General features: G+C 64.5%; 16 protein-coding genes. 11 read left to right on the top strand and 5 right to left on the bottom strand.

The window, feature by feature from the left end; genetic code table 11:
* Positions 1-13: 13 nt before the first annotated feature.
* From serC to rarD, 9 genes are all read left to right on the top strand, one after another.
* Complete coding sequence (gene serC, locus J2T47_RS07055; RefSeq protein WP_253443943.1) at positions 14-1099, top strand: 3-phosphoserine/phosphohydroxythreonine transaminase; 1086 nt, start codon at positions 14-16, stop codon at positions 1097-1099.
* Positions 1099-2196, top strand: coding sequence for a prephenate dehydratase (gene pheA, locus J2T47_RS07050; RefSeq protein ID WP_015478144.1), 1098 nt, complete (start codon positions 1099-1101; stop codon positions 2194-2196). The genes serC and pheA overlap by 1 nt, the downstream gene beginning before the upstream one ends.
* Positions 2196-2801, top strand: coding sequence for an adenylyl-sulfate kinase (gene cysC, locus J2T47_RS07045; protein WP_253443939.1), 606 nt, complete (start codon positions 2196-2198; stop codon positions 2799-2801). The genes pheA and cysC overlap by 1 nt, the downstream gene beginning before the upstream one ends.
* A 26-nt stretch (positions 2802-2827) precedes the next feature.
* Positions 2828-3940, top strand: a complete 1113-nt coding sequence (gene hisC / locus J2T47_RS07040) for a histidinol-phosphate transaminase (protein WP_253443936.1) — start codon at positions 2828-2830, stop codon at positions 3938-3940.
* Positions 3933-6158, top strand: a complete 2226-nt coding sequence (locus J2T47_RS07035) for a bifunctional prephenate dehydrogenase/3-phosphoshikimate 1-carboxyvinyltransferase (protein ID WP_192431903.1) — start codon at positions 3933-3935, stop codon at positions 6156-6158. Before hisC ends, J2T47_RS07035 begins: the two co-directional genes overlap by 8 nt.
* A complete protein-coding gene (cmk, locus tag J2T47_RS07030) occupies positions 6158-6847 on the top strand; it encodes a (d)CMP kinase (protein ID WP_253443933.1) in 690 nt (229 codons plus the stop codon). Before J2T47_RS07035 ends, cmk begins: the two co-directional genes overlap by 1 nt.
* 396 nt (positions 6848-7243) lie before the next feature.
* Positions 7244-8926 carry a 30S ribosomal protein S1 gene (gene rpsA, locus J2T47_RS07025; protein WP_017517968.1) on the top strand — a complete coding sequence of 561 codons (1683 nt, stop codon included), beginning with the start codon at positions 7244-7246 and terminating at the stop codon, positions 8924-8926.
* A 140-nt stretch (positions 8927-9066) separates the two neighbouring features.
* Positions 9067-9936 carry a carboxylate/amino acid/amine transporter gene (locus J2T47_RS07020; RefSeq protein WP_253443930.1) on the top strand — a complete coding sequence of 290 codons (870 nt, stop codon included), beginning with the start codon at positions 9067-9069 and terminating at the stop codon, positions 9934-9936.
* Positions 9933-10829 carry an EamA family transporter RarD gene (rarD, locus tag J2T47_RS07015; RefSeq protein WP_253443927.1) on the top strand — a complete coding sequence of 299 codons (897 nt, stop codon included), beginning with the start codon at positions 9933-9935 and terminating at the stop codon, positions 10827-10829. Before J2T47_RS07020 ends, rarD begins: the two co-directional genes overlap by 4 nt.
* A gap of 54 nt (positions 10830-10883) precedes the next feature.
* Here the strand turns inward: rarD and J2T47_RS07010 are convergent, their stop codons facing one another.
* From J2T47_RS07010 to J2T47_RS07000, 3 genes are all read right to left on the bottom strand, one after another.
* A complete protein-coding gene (locus tag J2T47_RS07010; protein ID WP_253443924.1) occupies positions 10884-11492 on the bottom strand; it encodes a C40 family peptidase in 609 nt (202 codons plus the stop codon).
* A 343-nt stretch (positions 11493-11835) separates the two neighbouring features.
* Positions 11836-12240: an NUDIX hydrolase gene (locus J2T47_RS07005; protein WP_253443921.1), complete on the bottom strand. Its 405-nt coding sequence runs from the start codon at positions 12238-12240 to the stop codon at positions 11836-11838.
* The gene (locus tag J2T47_RS07000) at positions 12237-12809 is read right to left on the bottom strand and encodes a dihydrofolate reductase family protein (protein WP_301295426.1); all 573 of its coding nucleotides are present in this window, start codon (positions 12807-12809) and stop codon (positions 12237-12239) included. Before J2T47_RS07000 ends, J2T47_RS07005 begins: the two co-directional genes overlap by 4 nt.
* Positions 12810-12953: 144 nt before the next feature.
* Between J2T47_RS07000 and J2T47_RS06995 the strand changes: the two genes are divergently transcribed.
* Positions 12954-14291 carry a DEAD/DEAH box helicase gene (locus tag J2T47_RS06995; RefSeq protein ID WP_253445089.1) on the top strand — a complete coding sequence of 446 codons (1338 nt, stop codon included), beginning with the start codon at positions 12954-12956 and terminating at the stop codon, positions 14289-14291.
* A 58-nt stretch (positions 14292-14349) separates the two neighbouring features.
* Here J2T47_RS06995 and J2T47_RS06990 read toward each other — a convergent pair whose 3' ends face one another.
* Positions 14350-16014, bottom strand: coding sequence for an MFS transporter (locus J2T47_RS06990; RefSeq protein WP_253443915.1), 1665 nt, complete (start codon positions 16012-16014; stop codon positions 14350-14352).
* Positions 16015-16235: 221 nt separating this feature from the next.
* Here J2T47_RS06990 and J2T47_RS06985 point away from each other — a divergent pair, with 221 nt between their 5' ends.
* Complete coding sequence (locus J2T47_RS06985; RefSeq protein ID WP_253443877.1) at positions 16236-17558, top strand: phospholipase; 1323 nt, start codon at positions 16236-16238, stop codon at positions 17556-17558.
* A gap of 77 nt (positions 17559-17635) precedes the next feature.
* On the opposite strand, the gene J2T47_RS06980 is transcribed toward J2T47_RS06985, so the two are convergent.
* Positions 17636-17899 carry a DUF2790 domain-containing protein gene (locus J2T47_RS06980; protein WP_024766324.1) on the bottom strand — a complete coding sequence of 88 codons (264 nt, stop codon included), beginning with the start codon at positions 17897-17899 and terminating at the stop codon, positions 17636-17638.
* Positions 17900-18380: the final 481 nt, after the last annotated feature.

Here is an 18380-nt window from a genome sequence, read left to right as displayed (position 1 = left end):
AGCGAGAGTGGATGTGAGCAAGCGAGCCTATAACTTCTGCGCCGGTCCCGCGGCGCTTCCCACCGAGGTGCTGGAGCGCGCCCGCGCCGAGCTGCTGGATTGGCAGGGCAAGGGCCTGTCGGTCATGGAAATGAGCCACCGTAGCGACGACTACGTGGCCATCGCCGAGAAGGCCGAGCAGGACCTGCGCGACCTGATGGGCGTGCCGTCGAACTACAAGGTGCTGTTCCTGCAGGGCGGCGCCAGCCAGCAGTTCGCCGAGATCCCGCTGAACCTGCTGCCCGAAGACGGCGTGGCGGACTACGTGGAAACCGGCATCTGGTCGAAGAAGGCCATCGAAGAGGCTCGCCGCTACGGCAACGTCAACGTGGCTGCCAGCGCATCCCAGTACGACTACTTCGCCATCCCCGGGCAGAACGAATGGAACCTGTCCAGGGACGCCGCCTACCTGCACTACGCGTCCAACGAGACCATCGGCGGTCTGGAATTCGACTGGATTCCGGAAGTCGGTGACGTCCCGCTGGTGGTGGACATGTCCTCGGACATCCTCTCGCGCCCGACCGACGTGTCGAAGTTCGGCCTGATCTACGCCGGCGCGCAGAAGAACATCGGCCCGTCCGGGCTGGTCGTGGTCATCGTTCGCGAAGACCTGCTGGGCCGCGCCCGCAGCATCTGCCCGACCATGCTCAACTACAAGGTCGCCGCCGATAACGGCTCCATGTACAACACCCCGGCTACCTACTCCTGGTACCTCTCCGGCCTGGTCTTCGAATGGCTGAAGGAGCAGGGCGGCGTCGACGCCATGGAGCAGCGCAACCGTGCCAAGAAGGACATGCTGTACGGCTTCATCGACAACAGCGACTTCTACACCAACCCGATCCAGCCCAGCGCCCGTTCCTGGATGAACGTGCCGTTCCGCCTGGCCGACGAGAAGCTCGACAAGGCCTTCCTCGAAGGCGCCGACGCGCGCGGCCTGCTCAACCTGAAAGGCCACCGTTCGGTGGGCGGCATGCGTGCCTCCATCTATAACGCCCTGGGCCTGGACGCCATCGAAGCCCTGGTCGGCTACATGGCCGAGTTCGAGAAGGAGCACGGCTGATGAGCGACGCTGACCAGCTCAAGGCTTTGCGCGTACGCATCGACAGCCTCGACGAGAAGATCCTCGAGCTGATCAGCGAACGCGCCCGCTGCGCCACCGACGTGGCGCGGGTGAAGATGGCTGCCCTGCCCGAAGGCGAGAAGCCGGTGTTCTACCGGCCCGAGCGCGAGGCCTGGGTGCTCAAGCACATCATGGAGCTGAACAAGGGCCCGCTGGACAACGAGGAAGTCGCTCGTCTGTTCCGCGAGATCATGTCCTCCTGCCTGGCCCTGGAGCAGCCGCTGAAAGTGGCCTACCTCGGCCCGGAAGGCACCTTCACCCAGGCCGCGGCGCTCAAGCACTTCGGCCATGCGGTGATCAGCACGCCGATGGCGGCCATCGACGAAGTGTTCCGCGAAGTCGCCGCCGGTGCGGTGAACTTCGGCGTGGTGCCGGTGGAGAACTCCACCGAGGGCGCGGTCAACCACACCCTCGACAGCTTCCTCGAGCACGACATGGTGATCTGCGGCGAGGTCGAGCTGCGCATCCACCACCACCTGCTGGTGGGCGAGAACACCAAGACCAGCAACATCACCCGCATCTATTCCCACGCCCAGTCCCTGGCCCAGTGCCGCAAGTGGCTGGACGCGCACTACCCGAACGTCGAGCGCGTGGCGGTTTCGAGCAACGCCGACGCCGCCAAGCGGGTGAAGAGCGAGTGGAACAGCGCGGCGATTGCCGGCGACATGGCGGCCAGCCTGTACGGCCTGGACAAGCTGCACGAGAAGATCGAGGACCGCCCGGACAACTCCACGCGCTTCCTCATGATCGGCAACCAGGAAGTACCGCCCACCGGCGACGACAAGACTTCCATCATCGTCTCCATGCGCAACAAGCCGGGTGCGCTGCACGAGCTGCTGGTGCCGTTCCACAACAACGGCATCGACCTGACCCGCATCGAGACCCGTCCGTCGCGCAGCGGCAAGTGGACCTACGTGTTCTTCATCGACTTCGTCGGCCACCACAAGGACCCGCTGATCAAGGACGTGCTGGAAAAGATCAACAGCGAAGCCGTTGCCCTGAAGGTGCTGGGCTCGTACCCGAAGGCCGTACTCTGATGCCCAAACGCCGCAATATTCGCTGGCAGTCGCTGGCGATCGATTGTGATGACCGTTCCCGTATCAAGGGCCAGCGTTCGTGCCTGATATGGCTGACGGGACTCAGCGGTTCGGGGAAGTCGACGCTGGCCGATGCGCTGGATCATCGGCTGCACGCAGCAAAGCGGCATACGTACCTGCTCGATGGCGATAATCTTCGCCACGGGCTGAACCGCGATCTGGGCTTCAGTGCCGCGGATCGCAGCGAGAACATCCGTCGGGTCGGAGAGGTCGGTGCGCTTATGGTGGATGCGGGGCTGATCGCCATTGCCGCCTTCATCTCGCCGTTCCGGGCTGATCGTGAGCTTGTTCGCGCGCTGTTGCCTGATCGTTTCGTCGAGGTTCATGTCTCCACTCCTTTGAGTGTGTGCGAAGACCGCGACCCCAAGGGGCTTTATCGCAAGGCGCGCGCCGGTGAGCTCAAACAGTTCACCGGTATCGACTCGCCGTTCGAATCGCCCGTGGCCGCCGAACTGACCATCGACACTTCCAAGCTGTCGGTCGAGGAAGCTGTCGACCGCATCTGCAATTACATGGTGACCGCCGGCTACATCGACGCCTTCTGAGCGGCCCCACTCGAGAGAGATGCCCCATGAGCTGTGATTTCCTTGCCCTGGCCCAGCCGGGCGTGCAGAAACTTTCCCCCTATGTGCCGGGCAAGCCGGTCGATGAACTGGCCCGCGAGCTGAAGCTCGACCCCGCAGGCATCGTCAAGCTGGCCAGCAACGAGAATCCGCTGGGCCCCAGCCCGAAGGTCCTCGACGCCATCCGTGCCGAGCTGGCCGAGCTGACCCGCTACCCCGATGGCAACGGTTTCGAACTGAAGAGCCGCCTGGCCGCCCGCTGCAGCGTCGAGACCACGCAGGTCACCCTGGGCAATGGCTCCAACGACATCCTCGACCTGGTGGCCCGCGCCTACCTGGCTCCCGGACTGAACGCCGTGTTCAGCCAGTACGCCTTCGCCGTCTACCCGATCTCCACCCAGGCGGTCGGCGCTCAGGGCAAGGTCGTGCCGGCGAAAGACTGGGGCCATGACCTGGAAGCCATGCTGGCGGCCATCGACGCCAATACCCGCGTGGTCTTCATCGCCAACCCGAACAACCCCACCGGCACCTGGTTCGGCCCGGACGCGCTGGAGCGCTTCCTGTCGAAGGTTCCGGAGAGCGTCCTGGTGGTGCTCGACGAGGCCTACATCGAGTACGCCGAAGGCGAAGAGCTGCCGGATGGCCTGAAGTACCTGGGGCGCTACCCGAACCTGCTGGTCTCGCGCACCTTCTCCAAGGCCTATGGCCTGGCGTCGCTGCGTGTCGGCTACGCAATCTCCTCGGCGCAGGTCGCCGATGTGCTCAACCGCGTGCGCCAGCCGTTCAACGTCAACAGCCTGGCCCTGACCGCCGCCTGCGCCGCGCTGGATGACGCGCAGTACCTGGCCGAAGGCAAGCGCATCAACGACGAAGGCATGGCCCAGCTGGAAAACGGCCTGCGCGCGCTGGACCTGCAATGGATTCCCTCCAAGGGCAACTTCATCGCCGTGGACCTCAAGCGCGATGCCGGCCCGGTCTACCAGGCCCTGCTCGCCGAGGGCGTGATCGTCCGGCCGGTGGGCGGCTACGGCATGCCCCAGCACCTGCGCATCTCCATCGGCCTGCCGGCCGAGAACGCCCGCTTCCTCGAAGCGCTGGCCAAGGTGCTCGCCCGTGCCTGATGTCCAGCCGCACAAGCTGCGCCGCCTGGTGGTGGTGGGGCTCGGCCTGATTGGCGGCTCCTTCGCCAAGGGTATTCGTGAGAAGGGCTTGTTCGAGGAAGTGGTCGGTGTCGACCGCGATCCGCAGACCCGTCGTCTGGCGGTGGAACTGGGCGTGGTCGACCGCTGCGAGGAAAGCCTCGCCGCCGGTTGCCGCGAGGCTGACGTGATCCAGCTCGCCGTGCCGATCCTGGCCATGGAGAAGGTCCTCGGCGAGCTCGCCACCCTCGACATCGGCAACGCGATCCTCACTGATGTTGGCAGCGCCAAGGGCAACGTGGTGCGTGCGGCGAAAGCGGTGTTCGGCGGCATGCCGGCGCGCTTCGTGCCCGGCCATCCCATCGCCGGCTCCGAGCAGAGCGGGGTGGAAGCGGCGAACGCAAAACTGTTCCGCCGTCATAAAGTCATCCTCACTCCGCTGGATAATGCCGACGCGGACGCGATCCAGTGCGTCGAAAGCCTCTGGCGCGAGCTGGGTGCGGATGTCGAGCAGATGGCCGTCGAACACCACGACGAAGTCCTCGCCGCCACCAGCCATCTGCCGCACCTGCTGGCCTTCACGCTGGTCGACTCGCTGGCCAAACGCAGCGAGAATCTGGAGATCTTCCGCTACGCCGCTGGTGGTTTCCGCGACTTTACGCGGATCGCCGGCAGCGACCCGGTGATGTGGCACGACATCTTCCTCGCCAACCGCGAGGCGGTGCTGCGCATCCTCGATGTATTCCGTGACGACCTCGATGATCTGCGCGAGGCCGTCGATAAAGGGGACGGGCAACAACTGATGGGCGTCTTCACCCGCGCCCGGGTTGCCCGCGAGCATTTCAGCAAAATCCTGGCCCGCCGGGCCTATGTGGACGCCATGCACAACAATGACCTGATTTTCCTGGCCCAGCCGGGTGGCCGCCTCTCCGGACGTGTTCGCGTACCGGGCGACAAGTCCATTTCCCATCGCTCGATCATGCTCGGCTCCCTCGCCGAGGGCACGACCGAGGTGCAAGGCTTCCTCGAGGGTGAAGACGCCCTTGCCACCATCCAGGCGTTCCGCGACATGGGCGTGGTCATCGAAGGCCCGCACCACGGCCGCGTGACCGTTCACGGTGTCGGCCTGCACGGCCTGAAGACCCCGCCCGGCCCGATTTACCTGGGCAACTCCGGCACTTCGATGCGCCTGCTCAGCGGCCTGCTCGCCGCCCAGCCATTCGATACCACCCTGACCGGCGATGCCTCGCTGTCCAAGCGCCCGATGAACCGTGTCGCCAAGCCGCTGCGCGAAATGGGCGCGGTGATCGAGACCGGCCCCGAAGGCCGTCCGCCGCTGACCATCCGTGGCGGCCAGAAACTCACCGGCATGCACTACGACATGCCGATGGCCAGCGCTCAGGTGAAGTCCTGCCTGCTGCTCGCCGGCCTCTATGCCGCGGGTGAAACCTCCACCACCGAACCGGCGCCGACCCGCGACCACACCGAGCGCATGCTGCGCGGCTTCGGCTACCCGGTCGACGTCGAAGGCGCCACGGCCCGTGTCGAGTCCGGCCACAAGCTCAGCGCCACTTCGATCGAGGTCCCGGCCGATATTTCCTCGGCGGCCTTCTTCCTGGTCGCCGCGAGCATCGCCGAAGGGTCCGACCTGACCCTGGAGCACGTCGGCATCAACCCGACTCGCACCGGCGTCATCGACATCCTCAAGCTCATGGGCGCCGACATCACCCTGGAAAACCAGCGTGAAGTGGGCGGTGAGCCGGTTGCCGACATTCGTGTGCGTTCGGCCAAGCTCAAAGGCATCGACATCCCCGAAGACCTGGTGCCGCTGGCCATCGACGAGTTCCCGGTGCTCTTCGTCGCTGCCGCCAATGCCGAAGGCCGCACCGTCCTGCGTGGGGCAGAAGAGCTGCGGGTGAAGGAATCCGACCGTATCCAGGTCATGGCCGACGGCCTGCTGGCCCTGGGCGTGAAGTGCGAGCCGACCCCGGACGGCATCATCATCGACGGTGGCAGCTACGGCGGCGGTGAAGTCTGGAGCCACGGCGACCACCGTATCGCCATGTCCTTCAGCGTGGCGTCCCTGCGTGCCGGCGCGCCGATCCGCATCCACGACTGCGCCAACGTCGCCACTTCCTTCCCGAACTTCCTCGGGTTGGCGTCCGGCGCCGGCATCCGTGTCGCCGAGGAGAAGAACTGATGAATGGCGAATGGCCGGTCCTCGCCATCGACGGCCCCAGCGGTTCGGGCAAGGGCACCGTCGCCGGTCTGCTGGCCAAGCGCCTGGGCTGGAATCTGCTGGACTCCGGTGCGCTGTATCGCCTGCTGGCGTTCGCCGCCGGTAACCACGGCATCGACCTGACCAACGAGGAAGCCCTCAAGGTCCTGGCCGCTCACCTGGATGTGCAGTTCACCCACGCCAAGGGCGGGCAGGGCCAGCACATCATCCTCGAAGGCGAAGACGTCACCGATGTGATCCGTACCGAGCAGGTCGGCGCCGGCGCCTCGCAGGTCGCCGCGTTGCCGGCGGTACGTGATGCGCTGCTGCAGCGCCAGCGCGCCTTCCTCGAAGCGCCGGGCCTGGTGGCCGACGGTCGTGACATGGGCACCGTGGTCTTCCCCGGCGCCCCGCTGAAGATCTTCCTCACCGCTTCCGCCGAGGAGCGCGCCCGTCGCCGCTACCTGCAGCTCAAGGGCAAGGGCATCGACAGCGACCAGGCACAGCTCGCCGAGGAAATCAGCGCCCGCGACGAGCGTGACAGCCAGCGTGCCGTCGCTCCGCTCAAGCCCGCCGAAGGCGCCATCCTGGTGGACTCCACCTCGATGAGCATCGACGAAGTGGTGGACAGCATCCTCGCCGAGGTTTCGCGTCTGGGCCTGGCCGACTAGTCGATCGGGAAACGAAAATCCCCGGCCGTGCCGGGGATTTTTCTTTTTGGGTAAGGATGTCCGCAGGAGGGATCTGACGGGCGGTTCTCCCAATTTCCGAGGCTGGGCGAAAATAAACGCTTGAGGCTGGAGTCGCGAAGCGTGTTGGAAGCCGGGGTGCCGATTGACGCAATCGGGATCCGTTGCTACCATTCCAGACCTTATATCGGGAGGGTTTCGCCCACATTGAGCGAAACGTTCCCCCAAAATCTGAATGTGGAGCATCCGTATTTCGCGGATGCAACAGGGGGCCGGCGGGATACCAGTCTTGATCCCGCTGGCTTCTTTTTCATCACTTGACCGTGTCTGCTGGTGGCGCGGAATCGGGCTTACAAGCCTTTGACTACAGGTATAGACATGAGCGAAAGCTTCGCAGAACTCTTTGAAGAAAGTCTGAAATCCCTCGACATGCAGCCGGGTGCAATCATCACCGGCATCGTGGTCGACATCGATGGTGACTGGGTCACCGTCCATGCCGGTCTGAAATCCGAGGGCGTCATCCCGGTCGAGCAGTTCTACAACGAACAGGGCGAGCTGACCATCAATGTGGGTGACGAAGTCCACGTTGCGCTGGACGCGGTAGAAGATGGCTTTGGTGAAACCAAGCTGTCCCGCGAAAAAGCCAAGCGTGCCGAGAGCTGGATCGTTCTGGAAGCTGCTTTCTCTGCCGACGAAGTGGTCAAAGGCGTCATCAACGGCAAGGTCAAGGGTGGCTTCACCGTCGACGTCAACGGCATCCGCGCGTTCCTGCCGGGTTCGCTGGTCGACGTGCGTCCGGTGCGTGACACCACTCACCTGGAAGGCAAAGAGCTCGAGTTCAAGGTCATCAAGCTGGACCAGAAGCGCAACAACGTTGTCGTTTCCCGTCGCAGCGTCCTGGAAGCCGAAAACAGCGCCGAGCGCGAAGCTCTGCTGGAATCGCTGCAGGAAGGCCAGCAGGTCAAAGGTATCGTCAAGAACCTCACCGACTACGGTGCGTTCGTTGACCTGGGCGGCGTCGATGGTCTGCTGCACATCACCGACATGGCCTGGAAGCGTATCAAGCATCCGTCGGAAATCGTCAACGTTGGCGACGAGATCGATGTCAAGGTTCTGAAGTTCGACCGCGAGCGCAACCGCGTATCCCTGGGCCTGAAGCAACTGGGCGAAGACCCATGGGTTGCCATCAAGGCTCGTTACCCGGAAGGCACCCGCGTTACCGCGCGCGTCACCAACCTCACCGACTACGGCTGCTTCGCCGAGCTGGAAGAGGGCGTGGAAGGCCTGGTACACGTCTCCGAAATGGACTGGACCAACAAGAACATCCACCCGTCGAAAGTCGTTCAGGTTGGCGACGAAGTGGAAGTTCAGGTTCTGGACATCGACGAAGAGCGTCGTCGTATCTCCCTGGGCATCAAGCAGTGCAAGTCCAACCCGTGGGAAGACTTCTCCGGCCGCTTCAACAAGGGCGACAAGATCTCCGGCACCATCAAGTCGATCACCGATTTCGGTATCTTCATCGGCCTGGAAGGCGGCATCGACGGTCTGGTTCACCTGTCCGACATCTCCTGGAACGAAGTTGGCGAAGAAGCCGTTCGCCGCTTCAAGAAGGGCGACGAGCTGGAAACCGTCATCCTCTCCGTTGATCCGGAGCGCGAGCGCATCTCCCTGGGCATCAAGCAGCTGGAAGACGATCCGTTCTCCAACTACGCCTCGCTCAACGAGAAAGGCACCATCGTTCGCGGCACCGTGAAAGAAGTCGACGCCAAAGGCGCTGTCATCAGCCTGGGCGGCGAAATCGAAGGCGTTCTGAAAGCCTCCGAAATCAGCCGTGACCGCGTTGAAGACGCTCGCAACGTTCTGAAAGAAGGCGAAGAAGTCGAAGCCAAGATCATCAGCATCGACCGTAAGAGCCGCGTCATCTCCCTCTCCATCAAGTCGAAAGACGTTGATGACGAGAAAGATGCGATGAAAGAACTGCGCACCAAGCAAGACGTAGAAAACACTGGTCCGACCACCATCGGTGATCTGATCCGTGCTCAGATGGAGAACCAGGGCTAATCCCTGATTCACCATCCAAGGAAAAGGGCGACTTCGGTCGCCCTTTTTCGTTTCTGCCTTTTGCAGGGCGCGGGCGCGCAGTGCTTTCTCTACGCTGAGACTGGCGCTATGTTGCCTGCCCCGTTCCGGTCGCCCTTTCCATGCCTTATCTGCTTTTCGTCACCGTCCTCTGGGCGTTCTCCTTCAGCCTGATCGGCGAATACCTCGCCGGGCAGGTCGACAGCTATTTTGCCGTGCTGACCCGCGTGGTACTGGCCGGCCTGGTGTTCCTGCCGCTGACTCGCTGGCGCGGTGTCGAACCGCGCTTCATCGCCGGCGTGATGCTGGCGGGCGCGCTGCAGTTCGGCATTACCTATGTCTGCCTGTACCAGAGTTTCCGTGTGCTGACGGTGCCGGAAGTGCTGCTGTTCACCGTGCTGACGCCGCTGCATGTGGCACTGATCGATGACGCGCTGAACCGCCGCTTCAACGCCTGGGCGCTGCTGGCGGCGGCCGTGGCGGTGCTGGGCGCGGGGATCATTCGCTACGACGGCGTCAGCGGCGACTACATCCAGGGGTTCCTGCTGCTGCAACTGGCCAACGCGACCTTCGCCGCGGGGCAGGTGTTCTACAAGCACCTGGTGCAGCGCTATCCCTCGGAGATCCCGCAATACCGTCGCTTCGGCTACTTCTTCGTCGGTGCGCTGCTGATCGCCTTGCCGGGCTGGCTGCTGTTCGGCAATCCGCAGAAGCTGCCAACGACCGACCTGCAATGGGGCGTGCTGGTGTGGATGGGCCTGCTGGCCACCGCGCTGGGGCAGTTCTGGTGGAACAAGGGGGGCACCCTGGTGGATGCCGGCACCCTGGCGGTGATGAATAATCTGCACGTGCCCGTGGGGCTGCTGATCAACCTGCTGATCTGGAACGAGGCCGCTGATCTTCCGCGCCTGGCGCTGGGTGGTGCGGTGATCGTCGCGTCGCTGGGCGTCAACCATTTCGGCCTGCGCCGTCATAAGGAGCGCCTCGCATGAACATCTCCGGGCGTGGCGTAGCGCTGTCCCTGGCGTCTTCCGTGCTGTTCGTGACCCTGCCGGGATACATCCACTCGCTGGAGCCGCTGACCAGCATCCAGGTGATTGCGCACCGGGTGGTCTGGTCGATTCCCATGGTTCTGCTGCTGGTGCTGTTCACCCGTCAGGGCGGCGTGCTGCGCGACGCGGGCCGGCGCCTGTTGCGTGAGCCGTGGTTGCTGGCGTGCTTCCCGCTGACGGCGGCGATGATGCTGATCCAGTGGGGCGTGTTCATCTGGGCACCCATGGTCGGGCGCACGCTCGAGCTGTCGCTGGGCTACTTCCTGCTGCCACTGACCATGGTGCTTTGCGGCCGGGTGTTCTACGGCGAGCGCCTGACCACGCTGCAGGGCATCGCCGTGGCCTTTGCGCTGGCAGGCGTGCTGCACGAGCTGTGGCTGACCCGAGCATTCTCCTGGTTCACCCTGATCACGGCGCTGGGCTATCCGCCGTACTTCATGCTGCGCCGCAAGATGGCGGTGGATTCGCTGTCGGGCTTCGTCTTCGAGATGATCGTGCTGCTGCCGTTCGCCCTGGCGACCCTGTGGATAACCGATTGCGGCAAGGTGCTGGAGGAGGTGCCGCGCCTGTGGGCGTTGCTGCCGATCCTGGGGCTGATCAGTGCGCTGGCGTTCGGCGCGATGATGGCCGCCAGCCGGCTGCTGCCCATGGGGCTGTTCGGGATTCTGAGTTACGTCGAGCCGGTGCTGCTGTTCGCCATCGCCGTGCTGTTCCTGGGCGAGGCGTTCAGCCCGGCGCAGATCTGGACCTACGGGCCGATCTGGATCGCCGTGTTGCTGACCGGTTGGGATAGCGCGCGACTGCTGCGCCGACAGGCGCGTCGCGGCCTGTAAGCGAAGGGAGAGGAGCGGGACAAGCGCTCTCCCGCCAGGGGAGAGCGCTCGACGTCAGTCGAAGCGACCGCCGACGTCGGCCTTGGCCAGGGTTTCCGGCAGGATGCGGCGGGCAGCGGTGTAGTGCTTCTTCCAGTAGTCGCCACCCAGGTCGGAGACGCGGACCTTCTGGCCACGGCGCGGCGCGTGGACGAACTGGTTGTCGCCGACGTAAATGCCCACGTGGTCGACATTGCGGCGGTTGTGGATGCGGAAGAACACCAGGTCGCCGGGCTGCAGGTCATCACGCGCCACTTTCGAGTTGCCGCGCATGCTGAACATCTGCTGCGCGGTACGCGGCAGGTCGACTTCGTCGACGTTCTGGAACACGTAGTTCACCAGGCCGCTGCAATCGAAGCCGCGCTTGGGCGACGTGCCGCCCCAGCGGTAAGGCGTACCGATCATGCTGTAGGCACGCTGGGTAACCTGGTGCGCCTCGCTCTTGGTCTGCTGGACCGGCTGCTTGGCGTTGAAGGTCAGCAGGGCGCTGCCCTGGACCGGGACGCGGAGGTCAACCGGGGCGGGTTGATAGGTGCGCGTGATCTTGTAGGAGGCGGTAGCCTCGGTGGCGACCAAGAAAGTCGCCAAGCCTATGGAAAGGCATGTCAAAAGGGTACTTCGCATTCGGCATGTCTTCTTGCTGGTTGATATCGCCCAGACTCCGCTGGATCGCCATGGTTGTCGGCGTGGTTTCCCTTGGTCCGCTCAAAAATTCCACGCATTCTGAACGACTTTTCATGACAGTTCGTACCGTCTGTCGATTCTGACTTTTCCCTTGTGACTTGTAGGACGCGGCGTGACATGTGCTCCGACGCATCAGTCATGGCCTGACCTTATAGCCGGAAGCCCTATACAGCGGGGCTCTCGGCCTGACGGCGGAAAACTGACGGAGTACTAGCCAGAAGCCAGTCGCTTAAGGCTTCTTAAGGAAAAACCCGACGAAATGCAGGTATTTGAGCCGAACGAATCAGCCCAGATGGGCCAGCAGAGCGGGAAGAACCTGCTCGCGCAGCAGCGGGGCGAGGTTGTGCGGGTAGTCGCCGGCAGGGTCCAGCCAGGCCAGTTCTTCCAGCTCGGCGGCGGGCTGGACGGTGTGGGGCAGGGCGGCGACGTAGACCTGCGCGTCCACGCGCATGTCCGGCTCGTTGGCCGCCTTGGCCTGGAAGTGGCCGAGCGGGGTCAGCGCGGAAGTTGTCAGGTGCAGGTCGAGCTCTTCGCCCAGTTCACGCAGCAGGGCCTGGACCGATGTTTCGCCGGGCTCGTGCTTGCCGCCGGGCAGCATGAAGGCCTGGGTGCCACGCTTGCGTACCAGCAGCAGGCGTCCGGCTTCATCCAGCAGGCAGGCGGCAGCGATACGAATGGTGGCGGTCATGGCGAGGGCGTTTCCTTGAGAACCTGGTAGCGCATCTGCACGATGCCGCTGGGGAAGCTGCGCTGCTCCAGCAGCTGCAGGCGTTGCTCGAGGCCGATGCTGAACAGGGGAATGCCGGCGCCGAGCAGGTGCGGAATAATGCTGACGATCACTTCGTCGAGCAAGCCTCCGGCGAGGAAATTGCCCGCCAGGCTGCCGCCGCCCACCAGCCAGATGCGCTCGCAGCCGCGTGCTTCCAGCGAGGCGATCGCGTCGACCGGCGCGTAGTGCTCCAGCTCGACTTGCGGTGCGGCCTTGGACAGGTGGTTGGAGCGGGTCATCACCAGCGCAGGCTTGTCCGGATAGGGCCACTGTTCTTGCTTCAGGCAGAACAGGTAGGTGGCGCGGCCCATGAGCAGCCCGTCGATGCCGGCATAGAAGGCGTTGTAACCATGGTCGTCGGCTTCGCTGCCGTAGCCTTCGAGCCAGTCGACGCTGCCGTCGGGGCGGGCGATGTAGCCGTCGAGGCTGGCTGACACGTAATAAATGAGAGTCGATGGCACCTGTATTCTCCTTTTTGTCAGGCCCATCAGAGCATGGCATCGCCTTTGGTCCGCCGCCGCTACGTTTGTCGGGTTATTGACGCGGCGGGGTGTGCGCCGCGGTTGGCGGCAATATTTCCAGCGCGCCGGCTCGGCAAACATTAAGCTATGCAGCTATTTGGTCTTTACGTGATATCGAGGTCTGCCTTGTTCTCCCAATTCGCCCTCCACGAACGCCTGCTCAAGGCGCTCGATTCGTTGTCCTTCACCGAGCCGACCCCGGTCCAGGCCGCGGCCATTCCGAAGGCCCTGGAGGGGCGCGACCTGCGGGTGACGGCGCAGACCGGCAGTGGCAAGACCGCCGCCTTCCTGCTGCCGCTGCTCAACCGCCTGCTCGCCGAGGAGAAGCCCAAGAGCGGCGCCCGCGCGCTGATCCTGCTGCCGACCCGCGAGCTGGCCCAGCAGACCCTCAAGGAAGTCGAGCGCTTCGCCCAGTTCACCTACATCAAGGCCTGCCTCATCACCGGCGGCGAGGACTTCAAGGTGCAGGGTGCGCGTCTGCGCAAGAACCCGGAGATCATCATCGGCACCCCGGGTCGCCTGAACGAGCAGTTCAACGCCGGCAACCTGCCGCTGGGCGACGTCGAAGTGCTGATCCTCGACGAAGCCGACCGCATGCTCGACATGGGCTTCTCCGAGGACGTGCTCAAGCTCGCCGCGCAGTGCCCGACCGAGCGCCAGACCCTGCTGTTCTCCGCCACCAGCGGCAGCGGCCTGCACGAGATGGTCGAGAAGGTTCTGCGCGAGCCTGAGGTCCTGCAGCTCAACCGCGTCAGCGAGCTGAACGAGGATGTCAGCCAGCAGGTGATCCTGACCGACCACGTTGGCCACAAGGAACAGCTGCTGCAGTGGCTGCTGGCCAACGAGACCTACGAGAAGGCCATCGTCTTCACCAACACCCGCGTCGCCGCCGACCGTCTGACCGGCCGCCTGATCGCTGCCGGCCACAAGGTCTTCGTGCTGCATGGCGAGAAGGACCAGAAGGACCGCAAGCTGGCCATCGAGCGCCTGAAGCAGGGGGCGGTGAAGATCCTCGTCGCCACCGACGTGGCCGCACGCGGCCTGGACGTCGACGGCCTGGACCTGGTGATCAACTTCGACATCCCGCGTCGCGGCGACGAGTACGTGCACCGCATCGGCCGTACCGGTCGTGCAGGCGCCGCGGGTGCGGCGATCTCGCTGGTGGGCCATGGCGACTGGAACCTGATGTCGAGCATCGAGCGCTACCTCAAGCTGCGCTTCGAGCTGCGGGTCATCAACGAGCTGAAGGCCACTTACAAGGGGCCGAAGAAGGTCAAGGCTTCCGGCAAGGCGGCCGGCACCAAGAAGAAAAAGGACGATGCGAAGAAGGCCGGTGGCAAGGCGGCGGCGAAGAAGAAACCCGCTGCCAAGCGCAAGGCAGGTCCGTCGAAGGTCGTGAGCCAGGATGGCCTGGCGCCGCTCAAGCGCAAGAAGCCGGCGGCGGAATAAGCCTTCGTCTCCTCTGAAACGCCTCCCCTCACCGGGAGGCGTTTTTGTTTGTGCGCCGCTAGCCGAGGGTCTCCGGCGGCGCCTCGTAGCTGCCTGATTCGTAGCTCACGCCGTGACGGATCACCGGCGGGGCGTCACCCACATGCAGGCTGGTGACGTTGTCGATGATGGTCTTGTCCTCCAGGGTGAGGCGGTCGAGCATGCGCAGGTGGCCGATCCAGTTGTCCACCAGGAACAGTTCCTGCCAGACCTCCGGGTTGCTCACATCCCGGTACAGCGCCCAGCGTTCCGCGCCGTTGCGCAGGCGCAGGCGGCGTAGCGGTTTGGCGGAGCGGACGAAGTCACGGGTGCGCTCGGCGGGGATCCGGTACTCGATGGAGACCAGCACCGAGCCGCGCTCGGGGTTGAACACGAAGGTCGGCTGCCCGGGCATGCCGCCCGGTGCGCGGGCGATGCTGGTCGAATCCAGCTCCGGCAGCCGGGAGTTGTAGAGCAGCGCCACCGAAACCAGCAGCAGGCAACCGGCGGCAATCAGCGCGCCCTGCACCCCCATGGTTTCGGCGAAATGCCCCCAGAGGAAGGAGCCGGCTGCCAGGCCGCCGTAGATCGCGGTCTGGTACAGCGCCAGGGCGCGGGCCTTGACCCAGTCGGGCACGAGGATCTGTACGGCGGAGTTGTAGGTGGCCACCGCGGCGATCCAGCAGGCGCCGCCCAGTACCAGCGCGGGGAAGATCACCCAGAGGTTGTCGACCCAGCCGAGGATGAGCATGACCACGGCAAGCGTGGCAGCGGCGAAGCTGATCAGCCGGCTGCTGCCCAGCCACTGCCGCGCCTTGCTCACCATGGTGCTGGCGACGATCGCCCCCAGACCCAGCGCGCCGAGCATGTAGCCGTATACCGAGGCGCTGCCGTCCGGGTTGCGGTGCGCCAGCAGTGGCAACAGCGCCCACACGGCGCTGGCGGAGAGGCCGAACACCGCTGAACGCAGCATCACCAGGCGGGTGACGCTGGAGTACTGGGTGAAGCGCAGGGCGGCGATCACGCCTTCGAAGATGTGTTCCGGCGGCAGGGTGCGCTTGGGCACGTCGCGGCGCCATTGCCAGATCGCCCAGATCAGCGCGGCGTAGCAGAGGCAGTTGAACAGGAACACCCAGGAAGCCCCGGTGGCCGACAGCAGCAGGCCGCCGATGGCCGGGCCGACGGCGCGGGCGACGTTGTAGTTGACGCTGTTGAGCAGCACCGCATCGCCGAGCATGCGCGGCGGCACCTGCTCGTTCACCGCGGCTTGCCAGGCGGGGATGGTGATCGAGCTGCCCAGCGACAGCCAGAGGATGGACACGATCAGCATCAATGGGTCGAGGTACCCCATGAACGCCAGCACCGTCACCAGCGCGGCGCCGGAGAGCTCCACCGTCAGGCCCACCAGCATGATCTTGCGGCGGTCGTGGTTGTCGGCCAGCACGCCGGACATGATTGACAGCAGGACCAGCGGCAACGCCGAGGCGACCTGGATCATCGCCACCATCAACGGGCTGGCGTGGGCCTCGGTGACCACCCAGGCGGCGGCGACCGATTGCGCCCAGGTACCCAGGTTGGCGAACAGGTTGCAGATCCAGATGATGCGGAACGCGGCGATGCTGAAGGGGGCGAGGACGCCGCTGCGGGGTTCGGCTGGATCGGGCTTGAGGGGAAGGTCTTGCTTGGGTGAAACGGACTGCAGCATGGGGACGCCCTTATTTCGAGTGGCCGGCACGCGCGCGCAACCGGTGCCTTTCCATGCCGGGCAAGTGTAGTGGCTGGGGCGGTTCGCGCCATTGATGATGGTCAGCGATGGCGTTATCGGTGACACGCGCTGGCAAGCTTCGACAGTGCCGGCGTGGCTCTGGATTGTTAGGCTGCGTCGGCATTTTCCGCATTGCACTGTCCAAGAAGAGCGAAGAGCCGATGAAGCGACTTTCCACCTGTCTGCCCACCTGCCTGCTGGCGGGCCTGCTGGCCCTGCCGCAAAGCCTCTGGGCCTGGTCCAATCACACCCTGGGCAGCTACGTCGCCCTGCAGCAATTGCCGGCAGTCGCCCAGGCGTCGGAGGTCGAGGTGGAGCCGCTGGAAAGCTTCCTCAGCCAGCAGCGTGCCGGCCTGGTGGCGCTGCTGGACGAGCAGGAGGCCTATGCCCGCGAGCACTTCCGCCAGTACCCGCCGCGCCCGGATGATCTGCGTCTGACCACAGACGGCCGCGATGACCTGCGCAAGGCCTTCCTCATGGCGTTGCGCCTGAATCCCGAGATCAAGCTGGCCACCGCCGTGCAGCCGCCGCCGGGCAGTGAGCTGCCGAGCGATTTGTTGCAGAAGCATGCAGCCCTGCAGCCGTCGGACGTGCTGGTGTTCCGCAATCTTTCCGGCTGGAACCAGTGGCGTTTCGTGCAGTTGCAGGCGGGGGAGAAGATCCCCGCGCTGGACGTGCTGGCCAGCGCCGCCGACGAGCCGGACTTCGGCCACGACATCAACCTGTTCAGCGACAACCCCGGCGAAGCCGGCCAGCGCTATGGCTTCGGCACCCAGCCGTTCGGCGATCCGCGCTACGAGTTCAGCTCCCAGGCGCCTTTCCACATGGGCTTCTATCACGAAGACGCGGTCATCTACGCCGGTGCGCCCTACCTGGAGCGCAACTGGCCGGAGTGGCGCGCCTACCAGTTCTATGGCCTGGCACGCTTCGCCTTCGAGAAGGGGCATCCGTACTGGGGCTACCGTTTCCTTGGCTGGGCGATGCACTACATCCAGGACATGACCCAGCCCTACCACTCGACGCCGCTGCCGGGCGAGACCACCGCCAGCATGCTGTGGACGGCGGGCAAGTCCATGGCCGGTTTCGATGCCGACAAGCAGGCGGCGATCCAGCGCGTGGCTGACCGGCATACGGGCGTGGAGCGTTATCAGGTGGACTGGCTGCGCGAGACGCTGCGCCTGGGCGGGCAGTCGCCGTTGCTGGCGGCCTATGCGGATGTGAGCACGGATGGCACTTATCCACCGTATTCGGCCCAGTACCTGCGCGAGGTGGTGGCGAGCGAGTCCCATGCTCATGCGGCGGCGTTCGATGCGGCGATCGGCCATTGGCTGGATAACGAGAAGGCGCCGGCGGGGGATTTCAGCGCGGGGAACTCACCGGAGCCGTTCCGCCACGATGAGGCGCTGGATGAACAGATTCTGCAATTGATCCGGCACTTCGGCGCGCACAGTCGCAATATCGCGAAGGCGGCCTTGCAGCCGTGACAGCCTGAGGCTGTAGGAGAAGAGGGTAGGCATTCCCGCCGGGGCTGCGTGGGCCGCGGCGGGAGTGCGCAAATTGCCTAGCCGCCGGAGCAGCCGTTGCCCCACACCTGGTATTCGACGGTGTGGCGCTGACCCTGAGTGTCTTCGTAGGTCATGCGTGCCGGCACGATGCCGCATTCGTTGGATACGTCGGTGGTCGAGATGACGTGGGCGACGTCCAGTTTCATGTCGTAGGTGTACTGCTCCACGGCCGCGCTTGGCGCCTGGTCGGCGGCGTTCACCTGCTCGGCCAGGGCGAGCGAAGAGAAGCCCAGCATGGCCAGGATGACTACAGCTTTCATGAATTTACCTGCCTTGTTCCCGGAGTCCGGACGTGACGGGTCCGTGACGTTCAGCTCATGGCTGCATCGGGAAGCGTTGGGGAATGATTTACGGGTCTTGGGTGGTGTTGCGGCGCGCGCTGTAACAGCACGGAAATAATAGGATTTGCCTGACCTTAGTCATATATCCAGGCGCCAACAAGACTTCGTACTCAGAGGCAATAATCCAGGCGTGGCGCGGGTTTCAGGGGTGGTGTTGCGGCAGGCTGTCGCAGGTTTGGCGGATTCGCGGCGGGGTTGCAGGATGCGTAGGAGCGGACTCCGTCCGCGATTGGTCCGCGGCGCGCCGGAGATCATCGCGGACGGAGTCTGCTTGAAGTGAAATTCTGCGCAAGGGGCCCCTCCCCCCCGGGGCCCGCGCCGCTGTATAGGCGGGGGGGGGGGTGGGGTAAAACACCGCAAAATAAACAAAAGAAAAGAATAAGAGAAATAAGAATAGGAC

The organism is Pseudomonas nitroreducens (assembly GCF_024170165.1).
In the GTDB taxonomy this organism is placed as follows: Bacteria; Pseudomonadota; Gammaproteobacteria; order Pseudomonadales; family Pseudomonadaceae; genus Pseudomonas; species Pseudomonas nitroreducens_C.
The sequence above is the reverse complement of the archived record's forward strand: the minus strand, read 5'-3'. Positions and strand labels throughout refer to the sequence as shown.

Coding starts and splice junctions, on each gene's coding strand:
- rpsA (WP_017517968.1), top strand. CDS start 7,244: ATGAGCGAAAGCTTCGCAGAACTCTTTGAAGAAAGTCTGAAATCCCTC.
- cmk (WP_253443933.1), top strand. CDS start 6,158: ATGAATGGCGAATGGCCGGTCCTCGCCATCGACGGCCCCAGCGGTTCG.
- J2T47_RS06985 (WP_253443877.1), top strand. CDS start 16,236: ATGAAGCGACTTTCCACCTGTCTGCCCACCTGCCTGCTGGCGGGCCTG.
- hisC (WP_253443936.1), top strand. CDS start 2,828: ATGAGCTGTGATTTCCTTGCCCTGGCCCAGCCGGGCGTGCAGAAACTT.
- J2T47_RS07005 (WP_253443921.1), bottom strand. CDS start 12,240: ATGACCGCCACCATTCGTATCGCTGCCGCCTGCCTGCTGGATGAAGCC.
- J2T47_RS06980 (WP_024766324.1), bottom strand. CDS start 17,899: ATGAAAGCTGTAGTCATCCTGGCCATGCTGGGCTTCTCTTCGCTCGCC.
- J2T47_RS07010 (WP_253443924.1), bottom strand. CDS start 11,492: ATGCGAAGTACCCTTTTGACATGCCTTTCCATAGGCTTGGCGACTTTC.
- J2T47_RS07020 (WP_253443930.1), top strand. CDS start 9,067: ATGCCTTATCTGCTTTTCGTCACCGTCCTCTGGGCGTTCTCCTTCAGC.
- pheA (WP_015478144.1), top strand. CDS start 1,099: ATGAGCGACGCTGACCAGCTCAAGGCTTTGCGCGTACGCATCGACAGC.
- rarD (WP_253443927.1), top strand. CDS start 9,933: ATGAACATCTCCGGGCGTGGCGTAGCGCTGTCCCTGGCGTCTTCCGTG.
- J2T47_RS07000 (WP_301295426.1), bottom strand. CDS start 12,809: ATGGGCCTGACAAAAAGGAGAATACAGGTGCCATCGACTCTCATTTAT.
- cysC (WP_253443939.1), top strand. CDS start 2,196: ATGCCCAAACGCCGCAATATTCGCTGGCAGTCGCTGGCGATCGATTGT.
- J2T47_RS06990 (WP_253443915.1), bottom strand. CDS start 16,014: ATGCTGCAGTCCGTTTCACCCAAGCAAGACCTTCCCCTCAAGCCCGAT.